This window comes from Rhodococcus sp. IC4_135, assembly GCF_011602025.1.
Classification (GTDB): domain Bacteria; phylum Actinomycetota; class Actinomycetes; order Mycobacteriales; family Mycobacteriaceae; genus Rhodococcus_F; species Rhodococcus_F baikonurensis.
Genome location: NZ_JAAOLG010000009.1, coordinates 219,647 through 242,684, shown reverse-complemented (window position 1 = coordinate 242,684; position 23,038 = coordinate 219,647). Strand labels below are relative to the sequence as shown.

General features: G+C 62.9%; 22 protein-coding genes. 10 read left to right on the top strand and 12 right to left on the bottom strand.

Annotated elements, in window-relative coordinates; genetic code table 11:
• The first annotated feature begins 34 nt into the window (after positions 1 to 34).
• Positions 35 to 826, top strand: a complete 792-nt coding sequence (locus G8767_RS18590; RefSeq protein WP_166811064.1) for an Fpg/Nei family DNA glycosylase — start codon at positions 35 to 37, stop codon at positions 824 to 826.
• Here G8767_RS18590 and G8767_RS18585 read toward each other — a convergent pair.
• Positions 813 to 1,382, bottom strand: coding sequence for a TetR/AcrR family transcriptional regulator (locus G8767_RS18585; protein WP_054781863.1), 570 nt, complete (start codon positions 1,380 to 1,382; stop codon positions 813 to 815). The two genes, G8767_RS18590 and G8767_RS18585, sit on opposite strands and share 14 nt — an antisense overlap.
• Positions 1,383 to 1,465: 83 nt before the next feature.
• On the opposite strand from G8767_RS18585, the gene G8767_RS18580 reads away from it, so the two are divergent.
• From G8767_RS18580 to G8767_RS18570, 3 genes are all read left to right on the top strand, one after another.
• Positions 1,466 to 2,407 carry an oxygenase MpaB family protein gene (locus tag G8767_RS18580; RefSeq protein WP_166811062.1) on the top strand — a complete coding sequence of 314 codons (942 nt, stop codon included), beginning with the start codon at positions 1,466 to 1,468 and terminating at the stop codon, positions 2,405 to 2,407.
• A gap of 17 nt (positions 2,408 to 2,424) precedes the next feature.
• Complete coding sequence (locus G8767_RS18575; protein ID WP_003940745.1) at positions 2,425 to 2,961, top strand: hypothetical protein; 537 nt, start codon at positions 2,425 to 2,427, stop codon at positions 2,959 to 2,961.
• A gap of 101 nt (positions 2,962 to 3,062) precedes the next feature.
• Positions 3,063 to 3,947, top strand: a complete 885-nt coding sequence (locus tag G8767_RS18570; RefSeq protein ID WP_166811060.1) for an aldo/keto reductase — start codon at positions 3,063 to 3,065, stop codon at positions 3,945 to 3,947.
• 43 nt (positions 3,948 to 3,990) lie between these two features.
• Here the strand turns inward: G8767_RS18570 and G8767_RS18565 are convergent, their stop codons facing one another.
• Together G8767_RS18565 and G8767_RS18560 are read right to left on the bottom strand one after the other, a co-directional pair.
• Positions 3,991 to 4,734 carry a 3-hydroxybutyrate dehydrogenase gene (locus G8767_RS18565; RefSeq protein ID WP_095969037.1) on the bottom strand — a complete coding sequence of 248 codons (744 nt, stop codon included), beginning with the start codon at positions 4,732 to 4,734 and terminating at the stop codon, positions 3,991 to 3,993.
• Entirely contained in the window at positions 4,731 to 6,107 is a 1,377-nt protein-coding gene (locus G8767_RS18560; protein ID WP_166811058.1) for an MFS transporter, read from the bottom strand. The genes G8767_RS18565 and G8767_RS18560 overlap by 4 nt, the downstream gene beginning before the upstream one ends.
• A 153-nt stretch (positions 6,108 to 6,260) precedes the next feature.
• Between G8767_RS18560 and G8767_RS18555 the strand changes: the two genes are divergently transcribed.
• Entirely contained in the window at positions 6,261 to 7,208 is a 948-nt protein-coding gene (locus tag G8767_RS18555; protein WP_095969035.1) for a LysR family transcriptional regulator, read from the top strand.
• Here G8767_RS18555 and G8767_RS18550 read toward each other — a convergent pair.
• The 3 genes from G8767_RS18550 to G8767_RS18540 all read right to left on the bottom strand — a co-directional run bounded on the left by G8767_RS18550 (position 7,177) and on the right by G8767_RS18540 (position 10,329).
• Positions 7,177 to 7,893 carry a GAF and ANTAR domain-containing protein gene (locus G8767_RS18550; RefSeq protein ID WP_095969034.1) on the bottom strand — a complete coding sequence of 239 codons (717 nt, stop codon included), beginning with the start codon at positions 7,891 to 7,893 and terminating at the stop codon, positions 7,177 to 7,179. The genes G8767_RS18555 and G8767_RS18550 overlap by 32 nt on opposite strands.
• A gap of 50 nt (positions 7,894 to 7,943) precedes the next feature.
• A complete protein-coding gene (locus G8767_RS18545) occupies positions 7,944 to 8,486 on the bottom strand; it encodes a hypothetical protein (protein WP_166811054.1) in 543 nt (180 codons plus the stop codon).
• A 100-nt stretch (positions 8,487 to 8,586) separates the two neighbouring features.
• Positions 8,587 to 10,329: a glycerol-3-phosphate dehydrogenase/oxidase gene (locus tag G8767_RS18540; protein ID WP_003940825.1), complete on the bottom strand. Its 1,743-nt coding sequence runs from the start codon at positions 10,327 to 10,329 to the stop codon at positions 8,587 to 8,589.
• Between the two features lie 108 nt (positions 10,330 to 10,437).
• Between G8767_RS18540 and glpK the strand changes: the two genes are divergently transcribed.
• On the top strand, positions 10,438 to 11,928 hold the full coding sequence (gene glpK, locus G8767_RS18535; RefSeq protein ID WP_166811051.1) for a glycerol kinase GlpK: 1,491 nt from the start codon (positions 10,438 to 10,440) through the stop codon (positions 11,926 to 11,928).
• A gap of 191 nt (positions 11,929 to 12,119) precedes the next feature.
• A complete protein-coding gene (locus tag G8767_RS18530) occupies positions 12,120 to 13,535 on the top strand; it encodes an MFS transporter (protein WP_095969031.1) in 1,416 nt (471 codons plus the stop codon).
• Here the strand turns inward: G8767_RS18530 and G8767_RS18525 are convergent.
• Positions 13,532 to 14,428, bottom strand: a complete 897-nt coding sequence (locus G8767_RS18525; RefSeq protein WP_095969030.1) for a LysR substrate-binding domain-containing protein — start codon at positions 14,426 to 14,428, stop codon at positions 13,532 to 13,534. The two genes, G8767_RS18530 and G8767_RS18525, sit on opposite strands and share 4 nt — an antisense overlap.
• An 84-nt stretch (positions 14,429 to 14,512) precedes the next feature.
• On the opposite strand from G8767_RS18525, the gene G8767_RS18520 reads away from it, so the two are divergent.
• Together G8767_RS18520 and G8767_RS18515 are read left to right on the top strand one after the other, a co-directional pair.
• Positions 14,513 to 15,427, top strand: coding sequence for a CoA-transferase (locus G8767_RS18520; RefSeq protein WP_124566453.1), 915 nt, complete (start codon positions 14,513 to 14,515; stop codon positions 15,425 to 15,427).
• The gene (locus G8767_RS18515) at positions 15,424 to 16,209 is read left to right on the top strand and encodes a CoA-transferase (RefSeq protein ID WP_166811049.1); all 786 of its coding nucleotides are present in this window, start codon (positions 15,424 to 15,426) and stop codon (positions 16,207 to 16,209) included. Before G8767_RS18520 ends, G8767_RS18515 begins: the two co-directional genes overlap by 4 nt.
• Here the strand turns inward: G8767_RS18515 and G8767_RS18510 are convergent.
• Both G8767_RS18510 and G8767_RS18505 read right to left on the bottom strand, forming a co-directional pair.
• Positions 16,190 to 17,371 (bottom strand): PLP-dependent aminotransferase family protein, encoded by a 1,182-nt coding sequence (locus G8767_RS18510; protein ID WP_166811047.1) that lies wholly within the window; start codon positions 17,369 to 17,371, stop codon positions 16,190 to 16,192. The genes G8767_RS18515 and G8767_RS18510 overlap by 20 nt on opposite strands.
• Positions 17,372 to 17,553: 182 nt before the next feature.
• The gene (locus tag G8767_RS18505; RefSeq protein ID WP_003940987.1) at positions 17,554 to 18,957 is read right to left on the bottom strand and encodes an NAD(P)H-quinone dehydrogenase; all 1,404 of its coding nucleotides are present in this window, start codon (positions 18,955 to 18,957) and stop codon (positions 17,554 to 17,556) included.
• A 154-nt stretch (positions 18,958 to 19,111) separates the two neighbouring features.
• On the opposite strand from G8767_RS18505, the gene G8767_RS18500 reads away from it, so the two are divergent.
• Positions 19,112 to 19,582, top strand: coding sequence for a gamma-glutamylcyclotransferase (locus G8767_RS18500; RefSeq protein ID WP_003940753.1), 471 nt, complete (start codon positions 19,112 to 19,114; stop codon positions 19,580 to 19,582).
• A 13-nt stretch (positions 19,583 to 19,595) separates the two neighbouring features.
• On the opposite strand, the gene G8767_RS18495 is transcribed toward G8767_RS18500, so the two are convergent.
• Genes G8767_RS18495 through G8767_RS18485 form a run of 3 tightly spaced genes read right to left on the bottom strand, consistent with a single transcriptional unit; the run spans position 19,596 to position 23,033 of the window.
• On the bottom strand, positions 19,596 to 20,672 hold the full coding sequence (locus G8767_RS18495) for a hypothetical protein (RefSeq protein WP_206029482.1): 1,077 nt from the start codon (positions 20,670 to 20,672) through the stop codon (positions 19,596 to 19,598).
• A 55-nt stretch (positions 20,673 to 20,727) separates the two neighbouring features.
• Complete coding sequence (locus tag G8767_RS18490) at positions 20,728 to 21,876, bottom strand: M20 family metallopeptidase (RefSeq protein ID WP_124566456.1); 1,149 nt, start codon at positions 21,874 to 21,876, stop codon at positions 20,728 to 20,730.
• Positions 21,873 to 23,033, bottom strand: a complete 1,161-nt coding sequence (locus G8767_RS18485) for a M20 family metallopeptidase (protein ID WP_124566457.1) — start codon at positions 23,031 to 23,033, stop codon at positions 21,873 to 21,875. The genes G8767_RS18490 and G8767_RS18485 overlap by 4 nt, the downstream gene beginning before the upstream one ends.
• Positions 23,034 to 23,038: the final 5 nt, after the last annotated feature.

Genomic DNA, 23,038 nt, shown 5'->3' with positions numbered 1-23,038 from the left:
AGTGTTGCGATCGTGAAGAGTGGGGGCGGCGACCATGCCTGAGGGCGATACCGTGTGGCGGGCCGCCAACGATCTGCGCGCTGCCCTGGCGGGGAAGGTACTCACTACCTGCGATGTCCGCGTTCCTCGCTATGCCACCGTTGATCTGTCAGGTCATCGTGTGGATTCCGTCGCCAGTCGCGGAAAGCATCTGCTGATCCGCGTGGGCGAAGCGTCCGTTCACACGCATCTGAAGATGGAAGGTCAGTGGCAGATTTATCGCCCCGGCGAGCGCTGGCGCAGACCCGCCCATCAAGCGCGCATCATCTTGGCCACCGAAGACTCTGTAGCAGTGGGCTTTTCACTGGGAATCACCGAGATCCTCGAACTCGGGCAGGAACAGGAGGCCGTCGGACACCTCGGACCGGACCTCCTCGGAACGGACTGGGACAGTTCCGTGGCCGTCGAGAATCTGCGCGCTGCAGACTCCGAACCGATCGGAATCGCGCTCCTGGATCAGCGGGTGATGGCCGGACTGGGCAACGTGTACCGAAACGAGATCTGCTTCCTACGAGGCATTCACCCGAGAACGCCGACACGTCTCGCCGGAAATCTCGACGCGATAGTCGACCTGTCGTTCCGCACCATCAACGTCAACAAGTCACGTCGCATCCGGGTCACGACCGGCGACACCCGTCCAGGTAGGCAGACCTGGGTGTACGGCAGACGCGGAAAACCCTGCCGCCGTTGCGGAACTCGCATCACCGAAGACACCCTCGGACCGGATCAGCTCACCGAGCGAAATATCTTCTTCTGCCCGGCCTGCCAGCCCTTCACGCCTGGTTAGCGTTGATCAGCAGCCTGACGCAGTGGCGAACAAATCGTTCGCGGTCCACAACGATCGTGCCGTCCAGATAACCGATGAACAGCGTGAACAACGCCCCGACCAGTCCGACGGCCACCAGTTGCTTGTCCACGGGGTCAGCGATCTCGGACAACTGGTCGTACACGAGGTCCACGAACGCCGGCATCGATTCGATACCGCGTCCGCTCAGGACGGGTTCCGAGAGCGGAGCGATCAGGAGCACTCTCCCCATCGCCGGATCGTCGACCATGAGCTTGACGAAAGCGTCGACCGCAGCGGTGGCGACGGCCTCGGATGTAGTCTCCGACTCCACTGCCGACGCCAGCGCCGACTGCGCCCGCTCGGCGACAAACGTGTGGACCGCGACAACGTACTGATCACGATCGGTGAAGCTCTCGTAGAAGTACCGCTCGGTCAAACCGGCGGCCTTGCAGACCGCACGCACGTTGACGGCCGGACCGTCGACCGCACCGAGCAGTGTCACTCCGACGTCGAACAACGTCGCCTTTCGAGTGGCCCTGCGTTCTTCGATGCTCACAACTTCCCCACTTCGCCGACACCTGATCGATTCAACTGGCTTTCAATCTTGACTACCGCTGTTGTCGATCCTAATCTGACAACATGCGTAGTCAACTTGACGACAGCAGCACCCCGGTTCCCCTCGGTCCGGATTCCCTGACCTGGAAGTATTTCGGCGACTGGCGCGGGATGCTGCAAGGCGTCTGGGCCGGTTCGATGCAGAACATGCACCCCGGGCTCGGCGCCGGAGTCGAGGAGCATTCACAGTTCTTCGACGAGCGGTGGGAACGGCTGTACCGCTCGCTGTATCCCATTGCAGGCGTGGTGTTCGACGGCGATCGCGCGCAGCAGACAGCCGAAGAAGTCCGCGGCTATCACACACGAATCAAGGGCGTCGACAAGTTGGGTCGTCGATATCACGCACTCGATCCCGACACTTTCTACTGGGCGCACGCAACGTTCTTCATGGGCACCATCGTCACGGCCGAGAACTTCTCGGGTGGCTTGACCGAGGCCCAGAAACGTCAGCTCTTCACCGAACACATTCAGTGGTATCGCCTGTACGGGATGAGCATGCGCCCTGTTCCCGAGACCTGGGAAGCATTTCAGGAGTACTGGGACCACATGTGCCGCAACGTACTCGAAGACAACAAGGCGACCCGCGACGTCCTCGACCTGTCGGGACTCGGCAAGCCCCCGTACATGACGTGGCTTCCCGATCCGTTGTGGCGGCTCGCCCGAATCCCCCTCGCCCGCGGATTCGTCTGGCTGACGGTCGGAATGTACGACCAACCCGTTCGCGACCTTCTCGGTTACTCGTGGAGTGGCCGAGACCAGAGAATCCACACCGCCGTCGGCCGGAGCGTCAACGCCGTCTTCCGTCTGGTGCCGTGGCGATACCGGTATCAGCCACGTGCTCGCGCGGGATGGGACCGAGCGAACGGCCGAATCCCCGCCGACGCACCACTGGTCCACACACCGGCGCGCAACCTGCCCCCGGTCGAGCAGCGAGATAACCCGATGCACTACAGCCCCAGGGTCTGATCTGCCATGCTCTGAACATGGAGTGGGACCTGCGAACCCTGCTGAACCGGCCGATCACCTCTCACGGTGCGCCGCTGGGACAAGAACGTGTCGCGGCGAGGACCACCGCGTACATCTACGGCAACATTCTTGTCCTCGCCGCACTCATACCGGTGACGAAATCTCAGGAATCGCTTGGCGCCGCGATTGTGGTCGGCACGGCATTGTCGACATACATCGCCCACACCTTCGCCGAAGGTGTCGGCGAGAGCATTCGCAACGATCGTCGACTGACGACCGCGGAGAGAATCGACTCGCTTCGCGATTCCGTCCCGATCCTCACCTCTGCGGTTGTTCCTGTCGTCATTCTCGCGACAGCGTGGTTCAACTTCCTGGAACCGCGGACGGCGCAGTTGATCGCGGAAATCGTCTTGATCCTGCGGATCGGTTCCACCAGTTACGTGATCAGCCGACTTCACGGCGAGAAAGTCAGTACGAACACCCATCTGGCAGCGTTCGGACTCGCCGCCGTCGCCACCCTCATAGTCGGCTTGAAGATAGTGCTCACTCATTGACCAGTCTCCCGATCGCGAATTCCCAGGCCTGAAGGGGTACTGCCGTTACCCGGCTGAACAATCACTCCCGCCCGACCAGCGCCGCCACTACCGTGGACGACATGAGCATCCCGACCCTGAAACTGAACAATGGCGTCGACATCCCCGCGCTGGGCTTCGGCGTCTACCAGACGCCGCCGGACGAAACAGTCGCCGCCGTCGAGTCCGCGCTGTCGACGGGATATCGCCATATCGATACTGCGGCGGCCTACGGCAACGAGAAGGGCGTCGGTGAGGCGATCCGGCGATCCGGCCTCGATCGCGGCGAGATCTTCGTCGAAACGAAAGTCTGGATCACCGACTACGGGTACGACGAGACTCTGCATGCCTTCGACAAGAGCGCCGGCAAACTCGGTGTCGAACGACTCGACCTCCTCATCCTCCACCAGGCGTTGCCGAGCGAGTTCGAGCGCACCATCGACGCGTACAAGGCGCTGGAAAGGCTTCTGGCCGACGGAAAGGTCCGCGCCATCGGAGTCAGTAACTTCATGCCGGATCACCTCACCCGACTCCTGGACGCAACGTCCGTGGTGCCGGCGGTCAACCAGATCGAGGTCCATCCGTACTTCCGGCAGTCGACCTTGCTCGAGGCCGACGCCGATCACGGCATTCTGTCTCAGGCATGGTCGCCGATCGGCGGAATCACGTTCTACCGCGACGGCTCCCACGGCTCGACCCTCGAGGACGCCACCATCGGCGCCATCGCGTCCGCTCACGGCAAGTCGTCTGCACAAGTGATGCTGCGCTGGCACCTCCAGCAGGGCCGCCAGGTGATCCCCAAGTCGGTGACTCCCTCGCGGATCGCGGAGAACTTCGACGTGTTCGACTTCGAACTCACCGCCGAAGAACTCTCCGCAATCGACGCACTCGACACCGGAGTTCGCGGCGGCCCCGAACCCGAAGTCATCACCCGCGAGAAGTTCGGAATCGAGATTCCCGAGGCCTGAGCCCAGCAGTTCGACCGACCAGCAACCCGACCAAACGAGTGGTCTAGCTGGCGCTCCACCCGCCGTCGATGGTGTACGACGCCCCCGTCACCATCGACGCCTCGGTCGATGCCAACCAGCCCACCAGCGATGCCACTTCTGCAGGCTCGACCATCCGTTTGATCGCACTCTCGGTGAGCATCACCTTTTCGACCACTTCGGATTCGCTGATGCCGTGAACCTTTGCCTGGTCGGAAATCTGGGACTGCACGAGGGGCGTCAAGACGTAGCCCGGATTGACGCAGTTGCTGGTGACGCCGTGTGGGGCGCCCTCGAGTGCCACAACCTTCGACAGTCCTTCGAGACCGTGCTTGGCCGTGACGTACGCACTCTTGAAGGCCGAAGCGCGGAGCCCGTGGACCGAGGAAATGTTCACGATGCGGCCGAAACCGTTGCGATACATGTACGGCAGGGCGGCCCGAGCGAGGAGAAACGGCGCTTCGACCATGAGGCGCTGAATCTTCCGGAAGTCCTCGACGTCGAAATCCTCGATGGGACTGACCCGTTGAATGCCGGCGTTGTTGACGAGTATGTCCGTCTCGAGTGCCAGATCCACGAGTTGGTCGGTGTCGAGGAGATCGACGGCCCACGCAGTGCCGTCGATCTCCTCGGCCAGCGACTTCGCGGCGACGTCGTCGAGATCAGCGACGGTCACACGCGCGCCGCGGGCGGCAAGGAGTCGAGCACACGCCTCACCGATCCCGCCGGCACCGCCGGTGACCAGTGCCGTCTTACCGGAGAGCGTCATGCGGACACACCGGCCCGCTCGTCGGCTAGCACTCGCGCGTCAGCGGCGTCGACGGACTCGAGCGAGATTCCCTTGGTCTCCCGCGCGAAAATGACCGCGACGATGGTGACCAGGGATGCCAGCAGAAGATAGATCGCGATGGGGACCGAAGAATCGAACTTGCTCAGCAGTCCGGTCGCGATGATCGGAGCCAGTGACCCCGCCACGATCGACGTGACCTGATATCCCAGGGAGACACCGGAATAGCGCATCCGAGTCGGGAACATCTCGGCCATGATCGCGGGTTGGCCGGCGTACATGAACGCGTGGAACACAAGCCCGATGATGATTGCCGACAAGATGACTGCATTGTGCCCGCTGTTCATCATCGGGAAGGCGAAGAACCCCCACGTTCCGGCGGTGACGGCGCCGATCATGTACACCGGGCGTCGACCTATCGTGTCGGACAGCTTGCCTACCAACGGAATCACTGCGAAGTGCACGGCATGTGCCATCAGCATCCACCAGAGGATGTGCGCCGTGTCCGCATGAACGACGACCTTGAGGTAGGTGATCGAGAAGGTCACCACGAGGTAGTACATGACGTTTTCGGCGAAACGCAGGCCCATCGCGGTCAACACTCCGCGCGGGTAACGCTTGACTACCTCGAAAACGCTGTACGAGGCTGCCTTGACCAGTTCCGCTTCCTTCTGTGCGGCAATGAAAATGGGAGCGTCGGTGACCTTGGTCCGAACGTAGTACCCGACCAGAACGATGACTGCGGAGAGCCAGAAGGCAACGCGCCAGCCCCAACTCATGAAGGATTCGTCCGAGAGCGTCGATGTCAGGATCAACAGCACGACAGTGGCCACCAGATTACCCATCGGCACGCCCGCCTGAGGCCAGGACGACCAGAAGCCGCGAGATCGATTCGGGCTGTGTTCGGCGACAAGGAGTACCGCCCCACCCCATTCGCCGCCGACGGCAAATCCTTGGATGAAGCGCAGCGTGACCAGCAGTGCCGGCGCCCAGTAGCCGATCTGACCGTAAGTCGGTAGGCAGCCCATCAGGAAGGTCGCGGCACCGACCAGCAACAAGCTGAACTGCAGCAACTGCTTTCGGCCGAATTTGTCGCCGAAGTATCCGAAGACGATCCCGCCGAGTGGGCGTGCGGCGAATCCGACGGCGTAGGTGATGAAAGCCGCGATGATCGCATCCAGCTCGTTGCCGCCGCCGGGAAAGAAGACCTTACTGAAGACCAGCGTGGCCGCCGTGCCGTAAAGAAAGAACTCGTACCACTCGACGACGGTACCCGCCATCGAGGCGCCCACCACCTTCTTCAGCCCCGATGGTGGGGCTTGGCTCTCGGGCTTCGGCATGTTGTCGACGCTCATCGTGGACTCCCTCGTCTTCAGTTCGCGATTCGCCTGCTCTTCACGATCAGGAATGTGACCGCTCGCACATTTTTTGTGACTCGATGAGTATCAGTGCAGATTGACGGTGCGACAATGGCAAATATCGCACCATATAGGTGCAAAAATGCAGATATGACTTTCGGACTGAGCCCCGACGACCTACTCGTCCTTCTCGCAGTCGGCCGCACCGGCCGCTTCAACACCGCCGCGGACGACCTGGGTCTCAATCACACCACCATCTCGCGCCGCATCGCCTCACTCGAGAAGAGTCTCGGCGGTCGTGTCCTGGTTCGCTCGTCCGGCGGCTGGGAGTTGACCGACCTGGGCAGACAAGCACTCAACGCGGCCGAGCGCATCGAGGCTGCGGTGAACGAACTGGCGCTCGACTCCACCGGTCAGCAGCAACTCGACGGCGTGGTGCGGGTCTCGGCAACCGACGGATTCAGCGCGTACATCGCGGCCCCTGCCGGCGCAGCAGTTCGCAGACGCCATCCTCGCGTGAGCGTGGAGATAGTTGTCGCGACCAGAAAGGCGTCGCAGATACGCTCAGGGCTCGACATCGAGGTTGTTGTCGGCAAGCCTCAAGTTCACCGCGCCGAAGCCGTTCATCTGGCCGACTACGCGCTGGGTTTGTACGCCTCCCGCGAATATCTACGTCAGAACGCCGTTCCCGAAAGTGCCGAAGATCTGGCCGAACACTCGCTCGTGTATTTCATCGACTCGATGCTGCAGGTCGACGAACTCGATCTGGCTCGCAAGCTCACGGTTTCCATGCGCGAGGCCGTCACGTCCACCAACGTGTTCGTCCACATCGAGGCAACGCGCGCGGGTGCCGGCATCGGCCTGCTCCCCTGTTTCATGGCCGAGCAGCACGACGATCTGATTCGCGTACTGCCGGCTCACATCGAAGTCAGACTTTCGTACTGGCTGGTGGCCCGTTCGGAATCCTTGCGACGCCCGGAAGTCGCAGCGGTGGTGACGGCACTTCGAGAGACGGTGGATCGCAAGCGATCTCAACTCCTCGGCTCACCCGGGACGAACGAAGCGCTCAGTCCAGAGTCGAACGATGTTGGACGATGACCTTACGCGCCAACTCGGCGATCTTGACGTTCATGTTCTGCGAGGTTCGCACGAGAATGTCGAAGGCCTCGTCGTCGGACACACGATGCAATGCCATCAGTAGACCGACGGCCTGACCGATTTCGCGACTGCTCGCCAGGCCGCGCCGCAGCGAGTCGGCATCCTCTCCTCGGTTCAGCGCGGTGACGGCCACGGACGCAAACGACGCCAACATGATCGCGTGGTCGGCAACGGTCTCGGTGAAAGCACCCGGAGTATCCGAGAAGAGGTTGAGGGCACCGAACTTCTGACGATCGACCATCAGTCGGAACCCCATCGAGCCGCGAATGGGTGTCTCCGCCACTACCTTCCGGGCGAATTCCGGCCACTGATTCGGAGTCCGAAGGTCCGACTCGAGCTGCGGCGCCTCCGTGTCGAGAGCGTCGATGCACGGCCCCTCACCCGTGGCCCGCTCGAGATCGTCTGCGTACTCGGCAATCTCGTCGCTGGCAGCCACCGTGACGTTGGTGTTTCCCCGTCGCAGCATCAGACTTGCGTGATCGCAACCGGGGATCAACTCGACGGCCGCCGAACAGATCGCGGAGTACACCTCGGCGCTGTCTGCCGCGGAGTAGAGAATCTCCGCCAACGCCGCGAACACTGCCTTGGGATCTGTCAGTGCTTGGTCGCGCTCAGCCATCTCCATACACCTCGGGGTCTACCGTTCATCGAATTCTTCATGGAACGGTACAAACCTTACTTACTCGAGCGGATGGGGTCGCCGCCGCTCGCCGATTGCCGCCCGTCTGCCCCCTGAAATGCCTCGGTGGCTGCGCGGTGATGCAGTCCCGTCACGGTCGTGATCTGCTTGGACACCAGGTCGTTGAGCTCGCGGTACTGCTCCTCCGTCTCCCCGGCCGGGATGTCTCTCAGAACCTCCCACATCGCGCTCTTGCCGCACAGCGCGGTCCGCATGATCTCGAGAGTCGCCAGCTTGACCAGGCGATTACGCCAGATGGCGTCGACGTGAACGAGGCGTCGGATCCGATTGACCGTCGCATCGATCTTGGAGTACCGCGGCAGCGATATGCCCTGCGTGTCCTCGATCAGCTGAAGCAGCTGTTCGATCTCGTACTCGAGCTCACCCGGCAACGAGTCCAGCTCGCCTTCAGCCCAGGCACCGTACGAGTCCGAGAGTGACCGCGAGAGTTGCAGCCCTACCATCGCTCCGCACAGGTGAGTGACCAGATAAGCGGTGGCTATGTGTTCCTCAGCAGACCTCGACCGACTACCGAACATTGGGATCCTCCTGGGCGACGCTCGACCGGTCTGTGCTGACACGGGTGGTGATTCGTCATCCGGCCTACCCACGACAGAGCGAGAGCAAACGACGGGCGACTCAGACCCGATCCGGCACCACGACGACGGGCTCGAGGATCTCGGCCCGCGACTCCGGCGCTGCGGCGCGCAAGGCATCGGCCGACTCGTCGTCCGGCTGGGTCTGTGACTCGATCTCCGCTTCGACACGTGCTCGGTAGGTGTCGACTTCACGCTCGACGGTGGCGGCATCCCAACCGAGAATCGGTGCGACCAATCCGGCGACCTGCTGCGCGCAGTTGACCCCACGATGCGGATACTCGATCGCGATGCGCATGCGGCGAGCCAGGATGTCGTCGAGGTGCAGGGCGCCCTCGGCCGCAGCCGCGTACACAGCTTCGACCTGGAGATAATCGGGCGCATCCGTGATGGGCTGCAACAATTCCGGCGTCTGGCGGCCGAGTTCGAGGACCTCGGTGATCAACGAACCGTAACGGTCGAGCAGGTGCTTGACTCGATACGGATGCAAGCCGTACTGCTCACCCAGTTGCACGGTCTGGTTGATCAACGCGAAGTAGCCGTCGGCACCGACGAGCGGCACCTTCTCCGTGATCGACGACGCCACGCGCGCGGGAATGTCTTCTGCAGCCACGTCGACGGCGTCTTCCGCCATGACCCGATACGTCGTGTACTTTCCGCCGGCGATGGCGACCAGACCGGGAGCGACCCGGGCGACGGCGTGCTCGCGCGAGAGTTTCGACGTCTCGTCGCTCTCACCGGCAAGCAGCGGACGCAGACCGGCGTACACACCGTCGATGTCGGCGTGCGTCAGCGGCGTGACCAGCACGGAGTTCACGTGACCGAGGATGTAGTCGATATCGGCCTTGGTTGCCGCGGGGTGCGCGAGATCCAGGTTCCAGTCGGTGTCGGTGGTGCCGATGATCCAGTGGCTGCCCCACGGAATGACGAACAGCACCGACTTTTCGGTGCGCAGAATGATGGCGGCTTCACTGACGATGCGATCGCGCGGGACGACGATGTGCACGCCCTTCGACGCTCGCACCCGGAACCGTCCGCGCTGACGCGAGAGCGCCTGGATCTCGTCCGTCCAGACACCGGTCGCGTTGATGACGACGTGGCCCTTGACCTCGGCCGTACGTCCGTCCTCACAGTCGCGAACACGAACTCCCGAGACCCGGTCCGCTTCACGCAGAAATCCCACGACCTGTGTCGACGTTCGCACGACAGCGCCGTAGTGTGCGGCGGTCCGTGCGACGGTCATGGTGTGCCGAGCGTCGTCGACGACGGTGTCGTAGTACTGGATGCCACCGGTCAGCGAACTGCGCTTGAGGCTCGGCGACATGCGTAGTGCGCCCGCGCGCGTCAAGTGCTTCTGCGAGGGAACCGACTTGGCGCCGCCCATCCGGTCGTAGAGGAAGATACCCGCGGCCATGTACGGCCGTTCCCACACTCGGTGAGCCAGCGGGAACAGGAACTTCAGCGGCTTGACCAGGTGCGGAGCGAGCGTTGTCAGCGAGAGTTCACGCTCTCGCAACGCCTCACGAACGAGGCCGAATTCGAGTTGCTCGAGATAGCGGAGACCGCCGTGGAACATCTTCGACGAGCGACTGGACGTGCCGGATGCGTAGTCACGGGCCTCGACCAACGCAACCTTGAGTCCGCGGGTCGCCGCATCGAGGGCCGCCCCGACACCGACGACACCGCCGCCCACCACGACGACGTCGAATTGCTCGGTCTGAAGTTGTTCCCAAGCAGCTTCGCGCTGCTGCGGGCCGAGAAACTGCGCACCTTGCTGCTTACTCAACCCGGTCTCCTGTAAGTCGACGACGAATCCGTTTACAGGCTAGTAGCTTGATCCACATACTGCGACAGCGCACGGATTACCGCGAACGCGCCCGAACCTAGGAGCACAGTGAATCAATACATCGCCGCCATCGACCAAGGCACGACGTCGAGCCGCTGCATGATCTTCGATCACGACGGCGCCGTGGTGAGCGTTGCGCAGAAAGAACACGAGCAGATTTTCCCGCGCGCCGGTTGGGTCGAGCACGATCCGGTGGCGCTGTGGATCAACACCCGGGAGGTGGTGGCCGGCGCTCTCGCGAAGGTCGATCTCACGCGGGCCGACATCGCTGCTGTCGGAATCACGAATCAGCGTGAGACGACCGTCGTTTGGGAGCGTTCGACGGGCAAGCCGATCTACAACGCGATCGTGTGGCAGGACACGCGCACGGATCAGCTGTGTGTCGAACTGGGCGGCGACGAGGGTCCCGACAAGTACCGAGACAAGACCGGACTACCACTCTCGACCTACTTCGCCGGGCCGAAGATCCGCTGGATTCTCGACAACGTCGACGGTGCGAGAGCACAAGCGGAGGCCGGCGAATTGTGCTTCGGCACCGTCGACACGTGGATCGTGTGGAACCTGACCGACGGCATCCACGTGACAGATGTCACCAATGCGTCACGCACGATGCTGATGGATCTCGAGACCCTCCAGTGGGACGAATCGATCTGCGCGGACTTCGGAATCCCGATGTCGATGCTCCCGGAAATCCGTAGTTCGTCCGAGGTCTACGGCACCGGGCGCCCACGTGGCAATCTCGCCGGTGTGCCGGTCGCCGGAATTCTCGGTGACCAGCAGGCAGCCACCTTCGGTCAGGCCTGCCTCTCCGAGGGTGAAGCCAAGAACACCTACGGCACCGGCAATTTCATGCTTCTCAACACGGGAACCAAGCCGGTGCACAGCAAACACGGACTGCTGACCACCGTCTGCTACAAGCTCGGCGAAGCGCCTGCCGTCTACGCACTCGAAGGCTCCGTCGCGGTGACGGGTTCCTTGGTCCAATGGCTTCGAGACAACCTCGGAATCATTCAGAACGCCAAGGACATCGAGCCGCTCGCCGCGAGTGTGGACGACAACGGCGGCGCCTACTTCGTACCCGCGTTCTCCGGACTTTTCGCCCCTCGGTGGCGACCGGACGCTCGGGGTGTCATCGTCGGCCTGACGCGCTTCGTCAACAAGGGGCACATTGCCCGCGCTGCGCTCGAGGCGACGGCGTACCAAACCCGTGAGGTCATCGACGCCATGCGAGCGGATTCGGGCGTCGAACTGTCCGCGCTGAAGGTCGACGGCGGCATGGTGGTCAACGAAACCCTGATGCAGTTCCAGTCGGACATCCTCGGAGTTCCCGTCATCCGTCCTGTGGTCAACGAAACGACAGCGCTCGGCGCTGCCTACGCAGCGGGCCTCGCCATCGGTTACTGGGCGGACACCGACGACATCAGAAAAAACTGGGCCGTCGGCCAGACCTGGGAACCGGCGATGGACGAGTCCGAACGGGCACGGCTGTACGCGGAGTGGAACAAGGCCGTCGCGAGAACGTACAACTGGTCCGAGTAACCACCCACATCACTCGGGCTAGCTCAGACGTCTTCCATACCGGAAAAGCTGATCCTGGTCGCCTATTGATACTTCAGAGGTATCAATAGGCGACCAACTTGGTATTGGACGTGACCTACACCACTCTGCGAATCTCATTCAGGCGCGCCACGTTTCGGCGCCACGAATGATGCAGAGAAAGGTCGCCACGCATGAGTTCACCCACTCGCAGTTCCGAGGAGATCAACGCCAAGGCCCGAAGAGCCGGTATCGCTTCGTTCATCGGAACCACTATCGAGTGGTACGACTTCTACATCTACGGCACCGCGGCTGCCCTGGTATTCGGCGACATCTTCTTCTCCGACACTCTCCCGAGCGGAGTCGGAACTCTCCTCGCCTTCATCACCCTCTGGGCAGGCTTCCTCGCCCGGCCCATCGGCGGGATCATCTTCGGTCACCTCGGCGACCGGATCGGACGCAAGAACACTCTCGTCATCACCTTGATGATGATGGGCGTCGCCACAGTCGGCATCGGACTCCTCCCCACCTACGCACAGGTCGGGATCTGGGCGCCGATCGGCCTGGTCACCCTTCGCGTCATCCAAGGAGTCGCGGTCGGCGGCGAGTGGGGCGGAGCAGTGCTCATCGCCAGCGAGAACGCACCCAAGGGGAAGAGCATCCTCTACTCCGCGTTCGCTCAACAGGGCTCACCCGCCGGGAATCTGTTGGCCACCATCGCATTCTTCTTTCTGTCCGCGATGCCGACGCCGTCGTTCCTCCTGTACGGATGGCGCATCCCGTTCATCATCTCGGCGGTCCTGGTCATTCTCGGGATGATCATCCGCCTCAAACTCGAAGAGTCCGACGAGATGAAGGCCGTTCTCGCCCGCAAGAAGGTCGTCAAGCTTCCACTCGCCGAAGTATTGCGCAAGCATTGGGTACTGGTTCTTCTCGGCGCCGGCGCACTCCCCCTCGCTCAGGTCACCTACTTCAAGAACACCTTCGCATTGTCTTGGGCTACAAAAGAACTGGGATACGATCGAGGCACCTTCCTGGCCGCCATTGCGATCGCGCTTGTCGTGCAGTTCATCGTCCAACCTTTCGGTGCCGTCCTGGTCTCCAAGATCGACATGCGAAAAGCCATGTGTCTGATGGTGATACCGGAGTTCGTACTCATGCCCGCGATGTTCTTCGCGATCCGAACCGGGAACTTCACCATCGCGGTCGTCGCGATGTGCCTGGCCACGATCCCGCATTCGATGTTCTACGGCGCCATCGCCGGCGTTCTCGCCCGGGCCTTCCCCGCCAACATCCGTTACACCGGACTGTCGACGGCGTACCAATTGTGTTCCCTCGTCGTCGGCGGCGGAACTCCGGTACTGGCGCAGTGGATGCTCAACACGTCCGGCAACATCGTCGGGGTCGCGATCGTGTCCGGGCTGTACGCCCTTGTCTCGCTGATCTGCACCCTTCTGCTGCTCCGCCGCACCGGGTACAACGCGGGCGAACTGTCGACGGCCGAGCAGGCGGATCACGACGAGCTCGAACTCGAGAACACTCGTGCCGCTACGTCGAACTCACCGCAATCCGAAGCGGGTGAAATCGCTACCGGTCGGGCAACCGTCTAGGCCAGGGACGGCAGCGCCTGCTCGGACAATTTCAACACTTCGAGAAGAGCAGGTCTGTCGTCTCCCTCTCGCCAGGCGATACGCAGTTGAAGAGGAGGAGGTGGATCCATGACGGGAACAAAGACCACATCCGGGTTCACGATGCTCCGGGCCACCGAGGAAATCGTCAACGAGCATCCGATTTCTGCGGACACCAACGCGATCAACGACATCGAATCGGGTGCCGTCTGGACGATCCGAGCCAGAAACCCGGCGTTCTTCGACGCAGTGAGCAGTGACTCTCGGAGAATCGAACCTGGTTCCGCCGGCAGTGTCACCCAATTCTCGGACTCCAATTCGATCAACCGAACCGATTCCCTCGACGCCAACGGATGGTCTTTCGACATGGCCACCAGAAAGTCCTCCTCGGCGATCAATCTCGACGTGATCCCGAGCGGTGGGACAGTCCACCGGACCATCCCGATGTCGAGTCGTCGATCGAGCAACATCAACAACGCTTCGTTCGCGAAAGCGGAACTGTCGAGCACGAATTCGATACCTGGATTCGTCTTTCTCACCAATTTCGCCCACCGCCCGACGAGCAGGTGCGAAGAGGTTCCCGCAAAGCCCAGGCGAACGCGACCTGTCGTTCCCTTGCCTGCCGCCGACACCGCGATCTCGGCCATCCGGCACGCGTCCAGAATCTCGCGCGCCGGAAGCAGCAGCGCTTCACCGGCAGCAGTGAGCCGCACAGTTCGAGTACTTCGATCGAACAACGGCGAACCGAGCTGTTTCTCGAATTGCCGGATCGTTCGACTCAGCGGCGGTTGCGCAATCCGAAGCCGCTGTGCCGCACGGCCGAAATGTAGCTCCTCAGCCACCGCGAGAAATGCGTTGATCTGATGAATTTCCACCCGACATTGTTGCGCCACACCGGCCGAACATGTCAAGTTTCCGAAACCGACCGAGTGCGCGAGAGAACAAGAAGAGGTACACCCGTGGACAAGACCCTCTCGATGACAGAGGCCATCGGCCGATACGTCGAAGACGGGATGACCGTTGCGCTGGAGGGATTTTCGCATCTCATTCCTTTTGCGGCGGCGCACGAGATCATCCGGCAAGGCAGGAAGGACCTCACGCTCTGCCGGATGACGCCGGACATCGTTTCCGATCAACTCGTCGCCGCCGGCTGCGTCCGAAAGCTGGTTGCCTCGTTCTTCGCCAGCGGCTCCGCAGGTTCCCTGTACGAGTTACGCAGACGCATCGAGAACCAGGACCCGCTCCCCCTCGCAGTCGAGGAATACAGCCACTACGGCATGGTGTGCCGTTATCAGGCGGGAGCCGCCAGGCTCCCCTTCTTCCCGCTGCGGTCGTACGCCGGTAGCGATCTACCCGCGCTCAACCCACAACTGCGACTCGTCGAGGATCCGTACGGCGGCGGGAGCGTCTACGTTGTGCCGCCGCTGAATCCGGATGTGACGATCATCGGCGCACAGCGAGCGGACTCGTCCGGGAACGCGCAGATCTGGGGCATCGCCGGGGTGCAGCAGGAAGCCGTGTACGCCGCGAAGAAGGCGATCGTCGTTGTCGAAGAACTGGTCGACGACGAGGTCATCAGGTCAGACCCGAGCCGAACTCTGATTCCCTCGCACGCAGTCGACGCAGTTGTGGTCTGCCCGCGCGGCGCGCACCCGTCGTACGCACAGGGATACTACGACCGCGACTGCGGCTTCTACCGACGCTGGACCGAGATTTCCAAAGATCCTTCGCTGCTGAGAAATTGGCTCGACGAATGGGTGTACGCACTTGGCGATCACGATGAATATCTCGCCAAGCTCGGAGCAGACTACTGGTCGGATCTCGAGGTCGGATCAAAACTCTCCACACCTGTCGACTACGGGAGCAGACTATGACCACCACGATTGTCAGCAGTAACACCACCTCGACCGAAACGATCGTCGCCGTCGCGGCACGCGAGTTGGCGGGTAAGCGCCGGGTTTTCGCCGGAGTCGGACTCCCCACGCTCGCAGTCGATCTCGCGCGGCACACGTCGAATCCGGACGTCGAACTGATCTACGAATCCGGAGTGTGCGGCGCGCATCCTTCGGCCATGGCCGAAGGTATCGCCGACTCCGTCGTGGTCTCCGGTGCCGAATCCGTGCTCAGTATGGCCGCGCTCTTCGGTTATGTCCTACAAGGCGGCAACGTCGACGTCGGATTTCTCGGGGCCGCTCAAATCGATCGAACGGGAAGTCTGAACACAAGCTTCATCGGTGACTGGAAGAACCCGACGGTCAGACTGCCCGGAGCGGGAGGGGCAGTCGAGATCATCGCGAACGCCGCCGAGATCTTCGTCGTGATGCGCCGCCACGACCTCAGTTCCTTCCCCGCCGAGCTCGACTTCTGCACCTCACCAAGCCCCGCTCGCGCCTTCGCCAGCGAAAAGGGCATCATGCCGGCAGGTGCAGGAGTGACCAAGGTGTTCACCAACCTCGGTGTCCTGACACACCAGGGCCCCGGCGGCGAGTTGGAGCTGACCAGTGTCCACGAAGGCGTCTCGGTCGATCGGGTGCGAGAGTCGACGGGATGGGATCTGGCCGTCGCCGACCACGTCACTGTCACCACCCCGCCGTCCGGCGCGGAAATCGATCTGCTCCGCAACACTATCGACAAGGTCAGGCTGTACCTGAGGTGACACTGTCCCGGAGCCTGCCGACTGCATCGATCAGCACGGCCTCGGGATACGTCGCGAAACACAATCGAGCGCTTCGACGGAGGTCCGCCTCGACCGCGAAGGCCGTGCCCGGGACAAATGCCACGCCGTGCTCCAGCGCGACCCCCAGGAGTTCGGTGGTGTCGACGTCGCCGAGGAAATCCATCCAGCAGAACATGCCGCCGCGGACCTCGGAAAAGCGTGCCAGGCCACCCAATTCTGCCTCGGCAGCGGCAACCAAGGCCTTGGCTCTGGCGCCGTATCCCTCGCGGAGCATGTCGAGGTGCGTTTCGAACCACTCGAGGTCCGAGAAGAGATCTGCGGTGATCTGCTGAGTGAGGGAAGAACCGCACAGGTCAGCGCCTTGCTTGATCAGTTCGACCGCTTCGCAGACCTTCCGGTCACCGTGCAGCCAGCCGACTCGCAGCGCCGGCGCCAATACCTTGGAGGCACTGGACAGCCGAATCACCCTGTCCGACAGCGCCGCCAGCGGCGCGGGCGGTTGCTCGCCGAAGTACAGTTCGCCGTACGGGTCGTCCTCGAGAACCCAAAATCCATATCGGTCGGCCAGGGCAGCCAGGTGCGTTCGGCGCTGCGCCGAGAGCACCGCGCCCCGCGGATTGTGGAAATTACTGACGGTGTGAACAACTTTGGGTCGAAGACCGGCGTCGAGTTTCGCTTCGAGTGCGGCGGTGTCCATCCCGTCCTCGTCCAGCTGGACCGGAACGAGACGAGCCTGCGCCGTTCGAAAAACCTGCAGCGCACCGGTATATGCCGGCTCCTCCACGACCACGACGTCACCGGCGTCGAGGAGGACCTGCGCGAGCAAGCTCAAACCTTGCTGAGAACCGTGGGTGATCACAACTTCGGACACGTCGAGTGCCCGCCCGATCTTGGAGGATTCGCGCTCGGCGATCACCTCACGGAGGCGCCGCAGGCCGGACGTCTCGCCGTATTGAACGGACGACGGGTCACCGAGTGCGTCGTGGGCTGCCTTCGAGATTCGTTCCCGCGGAATGAAATCGGCGTCGGGCAGTCCGCCGGCCAAGCTGATGACGTCGGACCGGGCAGTCAGGGTGAGCAGATCGCGAATTGCAGAACTACGGAGTCCGTCCATACGAGCGGACAGCGCGGCGTGTGTCATGTGAAGCTCCCAGGCACGCAGAATGAAGGGTCAGAGGAAAAACACCCTGAGCCGTCCTGGGTCAACGGGGCGGGAGAGCGCCGAGATACCGACCCTTGATTCGGTCGGCATCTCGACTATCTCACCAATGCTTCAGTATGTGAAACGAAGGTCTCACATTGTAAGAAGACTCTGGTCTGTTCTCAGTCCAGGTCGTCGTGCCGCATGAGCTGACGAGCAGCCTCGGTGATCGATCCGGTCAGCGACGGGTACACCGAGAACGTCTGAGCCAGGTCGTTGACCGTCAGGTTGTTCTGTACGGCGATCGCGATCGGCAAGATCAGTTCCGAAGCGGTGGGTGCGACCACGACACCGCCGATGACCACGCCGGTAGCCGGGCGGCAGAAGATCTTCACGAAACCGCGGCGCAGACCGGACATCTTGGCGCGCGGGTTGGTGTTGAGCGGCAACATGACGGTGCGAGCGGGCACCTCTCCGTTGTCGATCGCTGCCTGCGAAACACCCACCGTTGCAATTTCCGGGCGCGTGAAGACGGCCGACGCGACGGTCTTCAACTTGATCGGGCTGACGCCTTCACCGAGTGCGTGGTACATCGCGATGCGTCCCTGCATCGCAGCCACCGACGCGAGCGGGAGCAGTCCGGTGCAGTCGCCGGCGGCGTAGATACCTGAAACCGTGGTGCGCGAGACCCTGTCGACACGCAGGTAACCACCCTTGTCCAACTCGATGCCGACCCGCTCCAGGCCGAGACCGTTGGTGTTGGGGACGGAACCGACGGTCATCAAGGCGTGGCTTCCTTCGACCGTGCGGCCGTCCGAGAGCTTGACGACGATGCCCTTCTCGGTGCGCTCGACGGCGTCTGCACGGGCGTGCTTGACGAGAGTGACACCGCGCTCGGCGAGGGCGTCCTCGAGCACGAGCGCCGCATCGGCATCCTCGCCGGGCAGAACACGGTCACGGCTGGACACGAGCGTGACCTTGACGCCCATCTCGGTGTACGCGGAGACGAACTCGGCACCGGTGACACCGGAACCGACCACAACCAGGTGCTCGGGCAGCTCGTCCAAGTCGTAGAGCTGACGCCACGTCATGATTCGCTCACCGTCGGGCTCGGCTCCCGGGATGATGCGGGGGCTGGCGCCGGTGGCGATCAACACGACGTCTGCGTCGATGGTCTTCTGCTCGCCGCTTCCGAGTGTCGCGCGAACCTGGTGTGCTGCCATGCCGAGGAGCGGATCGGTCAGTTCGGCGGTGCCGGAGAGAACCTCGACGCCCACCGTCTGCAACCGTGCGCGAATGTCCGAGGACTGGGACAACGCGAGACTCTTGACTCGGGAGTGGATCTTCGGCAGTGACACCGAAGCCTGCTCCGGGTCCAGAGTGATGCCGAGGTCGGATGCACGACGCATGTCGGTGCGGATTCCGGTGGACGCGATGAATGTCTTCGACGGAACACAGTCGAACAGCACACACGCACCGCCGACGCCGTCCGAATCGACCAGGGTGACCGTGGCCCCGTGCTGCGCGGCTACCAGTGCCGCCTCGTAGCCGGCGGGTCCGCCACCGATGATCACGATCCGGGTCATGTGTCCTCCAAGTCCTCGCGTGGCCGGCAGGGGTCTCCCGTCGACCAGTGTCACGCTATTCGAGCACCACGTGTCGCGCAGTGCTTGTACCAGATTACTTGCGTCCGGTGGTCCGCTTCGCCACACCCTCGGACCACGGTTTAGGCTTGCGCCCGTGTCGATTTATGCCGCCTACGGTTCCAACATGCATCCCGAGCAGATGTTGTTGCGCTGCCCACACTCGCCCATGTCCGGGACAGGGTGGCTGCGAGGCTGGCGCCTGACCTTCAGCGGCGAGGACCTCGGCTGGGAGGGGGCTCTCGCCACCGTGGTCGAAGACCCCGACTCCAGTGTTTTCGTGGTCCTCTACGACGTCCCGGAAGAGGACGAAGTGAGTCTGGACCGCTGGGAAGGTGCCGAACTGGGACTGCACCGCAAGATCCGAGTGCGGGTCGACACGGCGGGCGACGCGGTACTTGCGTGGCTCTACGTCATGGACGCGTACGAAGGTGGACTACCGTCGGCCCGCTACATCGGCGTGATGGCCGACGCGGCCGAAATCGCCGGAGCGCCGGCCGAGTATGTACGAGAGTTGCGGACGCGAAACAGCCGCAACGTCGGTCCGGGTAACGGAGTGACCGACTAGAGTGCTCGCCTGCTCACAGCAGCAGGAAATACGCGAGTACTGCCAGTGCTGCGAGTACGACCGCAATCGTCAGGCCGACGAGAATACGCTTCGAACCGCGCGACTCCGATTCACCTGAGACAACTGCAGTTTCCGGCTCGGCTGTTGCCACCCCGGCTACGGTTTCAGCCGCCACCTTCTCGCGTCCCAGGGTGTCGAACACCTCGGTGACGTCGTGTGAAGGCGGCAATCCGATCGGCACGATCGTGTGCGACGTCGAGGTGAATCCGGCAGCGAGGATCGCGGCCCCCAGCGCGGCGGACTGCTCGGGTCCTGGACCGAGTTCACATCGGACACCGAGCTTTTCGGCGATACCGGCAGCTATGGACATCATGGCTGCTTTGTCTGTCGCCGGCTCCCCGTCACCGGTGACGACGACGGCGTCCAGGTTCTCCGGCATCCAACCGAATGCACCCAGTGCCGTCGCGAGGCGTGAACTCGGCGAACTCCCGTCGCCCGCAAAGCCGAACGCGCGGCCGGCCGCGACACCAGAACGCACCAGCGTAACTGCTGCCCCGGTGTCGTCTACGTGATAAATGCCGATGAGCGTGCCGGCGAGCGCTGCGATTTCCGACTCGAACCAGGCCGACACAGCCTCGGCATCCGAGACGAGTGTGACCCGTTCGAGGCCCGCGTAGACCAGGGAGTCCTTCATGAGGGCAGCAGTGGACGAGTCCCAGCGCGACGGGTACGTGGCGACGATGTCGGGGGCTCCCCCGCTCCGCCCACCACGATCGGGCAGCGGTTCGCATTCCTGCAACAGACAGCGAATCGAGGTCGCCACCAAATCCTCGGCGCGGTAACGAGTATCGGCCGTTCCAGCGACGCCGCTCGGGTCCCCGACGCGGCCGACAAAGCCTGACCAGCTCTCGGCGAACTCACGGCCGGCGCCCAGTTGCTCGGTGCCGCCGAGCACCGTCGTTCCGTCCTTGCGTTGATTGAGGATCGTGTCCCTGACCAATACCACCGGATCAGCCGAACCCGGATCGTTCGACGCAACGACAGCCGTCGACACCAATGTGCCGATTCGCACTCCCACACCTATGGACATGCCCGTACCTTCACTCGAACGACACGAAAAACGGTACCCCCGACGGGAACCGGAACTATCCCAGAACCAGGCTAGTCAGAACCTTCACACCGACGCCGAGTGCACGCTCGTCGAGATCGAAAGTGGGTTGGTGGATGTCGAGCTGATCGCCTTCACCAGACCACACACCGAGCCGCGCCATGGCACCCGGCACAGTCTCGAGGTACCACGAAAAGTCTTCGCCACCACCGGATTGCGGGGTGTCGGCCAAAGCATCCTGTCCGACGGTCGCGATGGCGTCCTCGAACATCCGAGTGGACACCTCGTCGTTGACGACCGGTGGCACTCCGCGACGATAGTTGAGTTGGTAGCGAACTCCGGTGGGTGCGAGCAGTCCGTGGACGATTTCTTCCACGAGCGGTTCGAGCAACTCCCACGTGTCGTGATCGCCCGTACGGACCGTGCCCGTCATCATGCCGGTCTGCGGAATAGCGTTGGGTGCCTGACCTGCACTGACCGCGCCCCACACCATGACGGTGCCGGTGCGCGGATCGATACGGCGGCTGAGCATTCCCGGCAGCCCGGTCACGACTGTGCCGAGTGCGTAGATGAGATCCGTGGTCAGGTGCGGCCTCGACGTGTGCCCACCCGGAGAATCGAGGACGACCTCGATCGTGTCGGCAGCCGAGGTGATCGCGCCCAGACGCATGCCTACCTGGCCTGCCTCCAGTCGCGGATCGCAGTGCAGAGCAAAGATTCTGGACACGCCGTCGAGCGCACCCGCGGCGATGACGTCGAGTGCGCCGCCCGGCATGACTTCCTCGGCGGGCTGAAAGATCAGCCGAACCCCGACGGGAAGTTCGGGCAACGTGGCCAGAGCCAATCCGGCGCCGAGCAGGATGGTGGTGTGGGCGTCGTGGCCGCAGGCATGGGACACACCGGGGACCGTGGACGAGTACGTCGCTCCGGTCGCCTCCTGCATAGGCAGAGCGTCCATGTCGGCGCGAAGTGCGATTCGTGGACCATCCGGTCCGATGTCGCACGTGAGACCGGTGCCACCGGGAAGGATCTTCGGTGACAGCCCAGCGGCAGTGAGGCGGGTGGCGACGAATTCGGTGGTCGCGTACTCGCGGCGAGCCAACTCCGGGTTGGCATGGATGTGTCGACGCCACGCGACGAGGTCGTCGGTGTGCGCGTGAATCCACGTATCGATTGCCGCGTTCACCGGCGATCTACCCCTTCCAACAGACGGGCGCGTTGTTCTGGATCGGACGCTACCCGGACAGCAGTGCGGGCCAACGCAATTGCACCGTCGACTACCGCTCGATCTGCGGAGGAGGTGATACACGCAGCCGCGAACTCCGGCTGATGTGTCACTGCCCCCGATGAATCCAAGCCTATGACCGGGTGAATTCCCGGAATCACATTGGTCACATTACCCATATCCGTACTACCCAGTGGACGGGAGCGCTCCCATTCCGCTGCCAGTGGCACCCGTCCGAGATCGACGATCTGTTCACGGTACGCCGCAGCCAGCCACGGGTCGGGGGTCAACTCGGTGTAAGTAGGCGATACCGTGCGGATTTCGTGGGTGCACCCGGTGCCGAGCGCTCCAGATGCGAAGCAGGCGTCGGCACGCTCGGACAGATTGGCCAACGACGCGGCCGTTTCGGCACGCAGGTAGTAGAGCAATTCGGACCGAGCCGGAACGATGTTGGGAGCCGTGCCGCCGTCACTGACGATTCCGTGAATCTGCTGACCTGGCTGCAGGTGCTGACGCAACAGACCGACCGCCACCTGCGCGAGCGTCGCCGCATCGGCGGCATTGCGACCGAATTCCGGCGCAGCAGACGCGTGCGCCTCGCGACCGTGATAGCTCACGGCGATGTCCGCCAAGGCCAGCGAGGTGGCACCGATGATGTCGATCGGTCCGGGGTGAACCATCATGGCCGCGCCGACGCCGTCGAATGCACCACGCTCGAGCATCAGGACCTTGCCGCCACCGGTTTCCTCCGCCGGAGTACCGATCACTCGGACGGTGATCCCCAGTTCATCGGCGACGGTAGCCAACGCGATGCCGGCCCCGACCGCGGCGGCGGCAATGATGTTGTGCCCACAGGCATGACCGATCTCGGGCAACGCGTCGTACTCGGCGCAGATCGCGATGACCAGTTCTCCGCTGCCGTAGGTGGCATCGAAGGCCGTCGGCAGGTCGACGATCCCGTCGGTGACCGCGAAACCGTGCTGCGCCAGCAGGTCCGACACTTTGGCAGCGCTGCGGAACTCCTCGAAGGCGAGTTCCGGGTCGCTGTGAATCGAATGCGACAGCGCAATCAGATCGGCCTCTACGGACCTGACTGCGCTGTCGACATTCTGGTTCACGCGAT